This is a genomic window from Virgibacillus xinjiangensis, from assembly GCF_042643145.1.
GTDB classification, from domain to species: domain Bacteria; phylum Bacillota; class Bacilli; order Bacillales; family Amphibacillaceae; genus Virgibacillus_O; species Virgibacillus_O xinjiangensis.
The window spans coordinates 81,566-88,449 of the sequence record NZ_JBHRSA010000013.1; the positions used below are offsets into that span (position 1 = coordinate 81,566).

Annotated in this window: 5 protein-coding genes; all 5 read right to left on the minus strand. The window is 46.9% G+C overall.

Annotation, left to right across the window (positions count from 1 at the left end):
- Positions 1–114: 114 nt before the first annotated feature.
- A complete protein-coding gene (locus tag ACFOGI_RS04635) occupies positions 115–1,449 on the minus strand; it encodes a 2-hydroxycarboxylate transporter family protein (protein WP_390269138.1) in 1,335 nt (444 codons plus the stop codon).
- Between the two features lie 36 nt (positions 1,450–1,485).
- Positions 1,486–2,676, minus strand: coding sequence for an NAD(P)-dependent malic enzyme (locus ACFOGI_RS04640; RefSeq protein WP_390269141.1), 1,191 nt, complete (start codon positions 2,674–2,676; stop codon positions 1,486–1,488).
- Between the two features lie 166 nt (positions 2,677–2,842).
- Entirely contained in the window at positions 2,843–3,547 is a 705-nt protein-coding gene (locus tag ACFOGI_RS04645; protein WP_390269143.1) for a response regulator, read from the minus strand.
- A complete protein-coding gene (dcuS, locus tag ACFOGI_RS04650) occupies positions 3,540–5,147 on the minus strand; it encodes a DcuS/MalK family sensor histidine kinase (protein ID WP_390269146.1) in 1,608 nt (535 codons plus the stop codon). Before dcuS ends, ACFOGI_RS04645 begins: the two co-directional genes overlap by 8 nt.
- A gap of 184 nt (positions 5,148–5,331) precedes the next feature.
- On the minus strand, positions 5,332–6,537 hold the full coding sequence (locus ACFOGI_RS04655) for an NAD(P)-dependent malic enzyme (protein WP_390269148.1): 1,206 nt from the start codon (positions 6,535–6,537) through the stop codon (positions 5,332–5,334).
- Positions 6,538–6,884: the final 347 nt, after the last annotated feature.

Genomic DNA, 6,884 nt, shown 5'->3' on the forward strand with positions numbered 1-6,884 from the left:
GAATGCTTTTCAAATGACACGTGAAGATAAAAATCCCGCTAAACACTACTCTTCGTCTGCAAATAAAAACGGTACCCGGCGCATAGAGTGCCAGATACCGTATCGTTCATCCAGTCAGACAAATAATGGAATCAGTAAGCCTGCCAGCAACAGAATCAATGCTCCCCCTAAACGGGAGGAAATCTGGGCGAATGGCATGAGTTCCATCCGTTTAGCTGCGGAAAGTACGGCCACATCACCGGTACCTCCCATATTCGCCATGCAGAGGCCAGCAGTGATTGCTGCTTCAATCGGATAGAATCCAACAAGTCTGCCCAACAGCCCCGCTCCAATGATGGCTCCTACCACTACACCGGACACTGTCAGTACATATTGCAGGGTCAATGCCTCCAAGACGGTTCCTAAGTCGGTATAAGCAACACCAATACCAAATAGTAGGGCAAAGGTCCAATTCTTTGCGACAAATTGATACCATTGACTGGCCCCTTCCACCACCGGTGCCGGGATGACATTCATGATCTTTGTTGCAGCAACAAGAATGATCATGATGGCATAAGCATGGATGGGAATAAAACTGCTCAACAATGCACCAGCCGTAAAGAAGGTCAATGCTGCCAGCAAGCCGGCACCCATTTTCTGAATATCATAATGGAATGTTGGCTTTTCATATTTGAATCCTTTGACCAGCTGGCCATTACCTGTCAGGAATGGATATTTTCTTCCCAGCCTGTCCAACAAACTTGCCAACACGATGGCGAATACATTTCCTAAAGCTAGAGCTGGTACCAGAATCGAGATATAATAGCTTGGGTCATTTCCAAGCAGCTCGGAATAGACTTGACTCATCGGAACGGCTCCCGCCCCCATTCCCCCACCAAGGATCGGCATGGCGATAACCAGTACAGCCTCCTGGAGGGTGAAGCCTACGATGGAGCCGATGAGTCCAGTGAGTGCCATGGCACCGAGGACAGCTCCTCCTATTGGCAGAAAATAACGCAGACCGACTTTCACCAATATTTTCGAATTCATTCCCAGAATACTGCCAGTGATCAACGCGGCAATATAAAAGTTCAAAAAGCCTCCAGCCTTCATGAAATCTGTAATAGAAGTGGTGATGGTTTCTGGAAGTAATCCACTATACACCATGTAAGCGGAGCCAAAGATCGCTATGATTGCGCCTCCGCCGAGATAGGTTTTCACAATCGGCAAGCGGTCGCCCACATAACCGAACAACTCGCCAAGTACAATCATCACCAGCAAGCTGCCAATCATTCCCCCCGGAAGGTTTCCTGTATACATACCTGCCAAAGTTACGACCGCAAATAAGGCGAACCAAGCAACAGGCACATTGAAAATGGTCACGCGGTTCTTTGTAGGGAGTGTTTGTACCTTGCCCGTATCTTCTTTATTGAACACTCTCTCTGAAAGTTTCCTTGCTAATTCTGTCATTACACTTCCTCCTCATCCTCGTTCAGGACCCGGTTATCAGGAAACCGAGTTCCTTCCCTTTTTCTCCTGGATTGCTGCGATCCTCACTGCCTTCGCAACCAACCTGGCCACTCGTGCATCAAGCGCATTCGGAATCACGTAGGCAGGGCTCAGTTCCTCATCACTGATGACGCTCGCTATCGCCATCGCTGCCGCCACTTTCATCTTCATGGTGATATCCTTCGCTTTCGCGTCCAGTGCTCCCCGGAAGATCCCCGGAAATGCCAGCAGATTATTCACTTGGTTCGGATAATCCGATCTGCCGGTACCAACTACCGCAGCTCCAGCCTCCCATGCTTCTTCGGGATATATTTCCGGAATCGGATTGGCCATCGCAAGCACGATCGCATCTTCCTTCATTGCGTGGATATGCTCCTTCTTCATCACCCTGGGAGCAGATACACCGATGAATACATCTGCATCTTGAATGGCATCGTCCAACGTCCCTGCTGTCCCCCGCGTATTCGTTTCTTCAGCAATTTTTGCTTGTGCGATGTTCAGCCAACTCTCTCCTTTGCGTACCACGCCTTCCAAACTGACCAAGGTGATATCCTGGTAACCGGCATGCAGGAGAAGCTTGGCAATCGAAATGCCTGCTGCACCAGCGCCATTGATGACGATTTTGACGTTCTTATGTTTTTTGTTGACTACTTTTAATGCGTTATATAATGCGGCCAATACGACAATGGCCGTACCATGCTGATCATCATGGAAAACCGGGATGTCCAGCTCATTGATCAAGCGCTCCTCGATTTCAAAACATCTGGGTGCTGAGATGTCTTCTAAATTCACCCCACTGAAGCTCGGCTGCAATGCTTTGATAATGCTTACAATTTCATCTGTATCTTTCGTATCCAAGCTGAGTGGGACCGCATCGATGTCGGCGAACTTCTTGAACAGAAGACTTTTCCCTTCCATTACTGGAATCGCTGCCTTTGGACCGATCTCCCCCAGTCCGAGGACAGCCGTCCCATCTGTCACGACTGCAACCATATTCCCTCGGGAGGTCAATGTGTCCGCCCTTTCTGGTTCTTCTACAATCGCTTTGCACACATCCCCGACACCGGGGGTATAGACAAGGCTCAAATCCTTTCCATCATCGATATCCACTTTACTAGCCACTTCTATCTTTCCTGAATGTTTACGATGAAGTTCAATCGCTTCATCCCGCAGGTTCGGTTTATGCATCAAAAGGCCTCCTCGCTCTGTAAACGCTAACATGATGTATTTATATCTTATTGCACCATTTCTCCCCGTTAAAGGTTATTAAATTAATGAATTCTTTTTGTAACTAAAAAAACCGGACCCAATCGATTGGGTCCGGGCATCTCCATGGCTGTAAACACATGGGGCCTCATAGGAGATATTCGTTGATTCTTTCACGGTTGCCTGTATAGGAATAATGGTATACAGGCCGGCCAATGCCATAGGTAAGCGTCTCTTCCAATACATTGATTTCCACGAGGAACATGAGGTACTTACGTACAGAAACCCTGGAAATCCCTGTTGATTCCGCGATATCATCGGTGGAAAAGTCCTTCACTTCCTTGATTCGGTCGATGATCACGGCCAGTGTATTTTTCGTCAATCCTTTCGGCAGTGGCTTCTGTCCAGCAGTTTTTTCTTGCTCCGTGTTCAATAACTTCTTATCAAGTTCCTGTTGATCCAGACTCTCCCGCTCCTGCAACAGCTCGAATTTCTCCTTGTAGCGAAGGAGTGCCTGTTTGAAACGGGGAAATTCGAAGGGCTTGATCAAATAATCAATCGCCCCATAGTGCAAAGCTGTCTGGATCGATTCCGTGTGGGTGGCAGCTGTAATCAGGATGACATCGATTGGCAGCCCCTTTTCCCGTATCACTGATAACATTTCCAGCCCATTTTCACCTGACATATAAATATCCAGCAAGATGAGCTGGACATCCTTTTCCTCCAGAAAGTCCATCGCCTCCTCTACGGAGCTCGCGATTCCCATCAGTTGGAATCCTTCCACCTTGCTCAAAAACCGCTTATTGAATTCTGCCACCATCGGGTCATCTTCTACAATGAGCACCTTAATCATCATTTTGCATCCCATCTCTCATCCAATCATAATCAAGCATCACTTCGAACACCGTACCTTTTCCGTCCGTATAGACATGGTAGTTTCCGTTTAATTTCTCTATGCTTTGCTTCACCAAATATAGACCATATCCCCTGTTGGATCCCTTTGTGGAAAACCCTTTGTCAAAAATCCTCTTGAAATTGTCCTCGGTAATCCCAGGTCCTGAATCGGAAATTGTTATTCGCAATGTACTCTTTTCCTCTTTCATTCGCAGGGACAGTTTCTTTTCCTTGCTGGCAGAGAGCTCTTCGACCGCATTATCCACTAGGTTCCCGATGATTGTAATGAGCTCCTGACTTACTTCCACATTGAATTCTTTATCGATCTTTGTATCACTTGATATGGTGAACATGACCTTCTTCTCTCTTGCATAACTAATTTTTCCCATGAGGAAACCTGCCAGCACCGGATCTCTGACACTTTTCGTGACCGACTCCACATCCTGGTTTTTCAGGTCAATGATTTTTCGGATGAACTCCACTAATTCATCATACGCTTCCATTTGCACCATTCCAAGAATGACATGAAGACGATTCATGAATTCATGGGATTGCGCGCGGAGGGCCTCCACATAGGTCCTCACACCTGTCAGCTGTTTTGCGAGCTTATTGACTTCCGATTTATCCCGGAACGTGGCAATGGCCCCGACAATTTGCTGGTTCACCATCAGTGGTTCACGATTGGCGAGAATCTCGATACCGTTCAATGTCTGTTCCTCATCCCGTTCAGATTCCCCTTTTTCCAACACCCGGTCCAGTTTCGTGTTGGGCATGAAATCTGTTATGTTCATTCCGATCGGTTGATCCGGCAAGCCAGCCTTTTTGAACAGACGAAGTGCTGATTTATTTACCAATGTGATGTTCTGGTTCTCATCGACCGCCACAATTCCCTCATGCACCGACTGCAGCATCGTACTCCGTTCTTCAAGAAGTTTGGAAATTTGATAGGGTTCCAGGCCGAATAACATCTTTTTGATGTATTTCGCCAAAAAAACCGCCCCGATGACCCCGACGATAATGCCAAGTATGCTGCCTTCCACAATGTTTCGATGGCTCTCCGAAAGGACGTGCTCCACATTCTCTAGCGAAATGCCGACTGCAACAGCACCTAATTGGTTTCCATCGTCATCATGGATGGGGGTGAAAGCTCTGACCGAATCCCCGAGTGTACCTTCCGATGTGGATACGTATTCTTTCCCTTGTAATACGCGTTGCTCATCACCGCCGGCAAAGGACTTCCCTATCTGCTCAGGATTAGGGTGTGTATACCGAATGCCATTCATATCCATCACCACGACAAACATCATGTCCGTAATGGATTGAACTTCTTCTGCATACGTCTGAACAGCCCCTGCCTTTTCTTCATTGACCAGGCTTTCTTTCACGACTTGAGACTCGGCAACCGTCCTGGATACGATCTGCGCCTTATCTTCCTGGTTGGCTCTGATCCGTTCACTCGTCGTAGCAGTAATCAGCATGTCTGTGACCAGCAAGGAGACCAGGACAACGATACAGCCGAATACTGTGATAATCGTGCTTAATCTATAGTTTCTCTTCAAATGACCACCTCATATCCATAAAGAATTATAGCATGTATCAGACAGATGAACAGAGGGGCACTGAATTTGACCCGCCTCAGGCTTTTCCTGTCATTAAAAAAGCCGACTGCACCACCCGCAGTCGACTTTTGCCTCCATATTCAACATCTATCCATCCTGTGGTCGCTGCCAGTAAGAATATTGGTCAAACCCCGATGTAGCTTGCAACGTCCGCCTTTCTGGCCACGCCTGTCTCCTTGGCAGCCTCTATCACAGCTTCGGCCACTACTGTTGCTACCCGTTCATCGAAAGGTCCTGGTATGACATAGGCATCAGACAATTCCTTTTCAGAGATGAGGGAAGAAATGGCCAATACTGCTGCTTTTTTCATTTCTTCATTGATATGTGTCGCCTGCACATCCAAAGCTCCTCTGAATATCCCAGGAAAAGCAAGTACATTATTCACCTGGTTCGGAAAATCCGAGCGCCCGGTGCCGATTACTTTTGCACCAGCGGATTTGGCATCTTCCGGCATGATCTCAGGTACCGGATTGGCCATCGCAAAAATGATCGCATCCTTATTCATGGTTTCGACCATTTCCTTGGTCAGTGCTCCGGCAACAGAAACGCCGATGAAGACATCCGTCCCCTCAACTGCCTCCTCCAATGTACCTTCCACATTATTGCGATTGGTTATCTTGGACAGGCTGTCTTTAAGGGAGTTCATGCCATACGGCCGCCCTTCATAAATAGCGCCTTTCGAATCACAAAGGATAATATCAGAAACACCGAATTGGTTCAGCAACTTCACAATGGCTATACCTGCAGCACCCGCGCCATTGACCACCACTTTGATCTCTTCCATTTTCTTATCCACAAGTTTCAACGCATTGACCAGGCCGGCAAGCGTCACAATGGCTGTTCCATGCTGGTCGTCATGGAATACAGGGATATTTGTTTCCTTTTTCAAACGTTCTTCAATCTCGAAGCATCTTGGAGCCGAAATGTCCTCCAAGTTGATTCCACCAAATGTCGGCTCGAGCAGTTTGACCGTATTGACAATCTCATCCACCTCATTGGTATGTAGACAAATCGGAAATGCATCGACACCTGCGAAGCTTTTAAATAGAACGGCCTTGCCTTCCATTACAGGAAGCGCTGCTTCTGGGCCGATATCACCAAGCCCCAATACAGCCGATCCATCGGAAACCACCGCAACCATATTCCCTTTCATGGTATAGTCGAATACTCTCTCCTTATTTTCAGCGATTTCCTTGCATGGCTCAGCTACTCCGGGCGAATATGCCAAACTCAACTCATATGGATTACGGACGGCCACCTTTGCGCTTGTTTCCAATTTCCCCTTGTTGTCCTTATGCATTTGTAATGATTCTTCTCGTAATTTTTCCACGTGGCACTCCCCATTCTACGAATAATTTCATTTTGCTGCATTCTGATTCAAAGCTATCGTCAGAAATTAAAACGTTGTCATTTTTTAAATGGATACATCTTATACTCACCATTTATACTAGAATTTTTTAGGATGAGAAGCTTTTAAAATTATTGAATCCCTTTTGTAATTAAATTAAATAGGAAGGAATGGTTTCTTGGTTTGCTAAATGAAAGAGGCAATGGGGATTTGTTTGGCCTAATGTAAGACACCTATAGCATCATTCACTTGCATGCACATAAAAAACCCCGGGAAGTGAATGATCACTTCCCGGGGTTCCGGTTGCCTGGCAGCGTCCTACTCTCGCA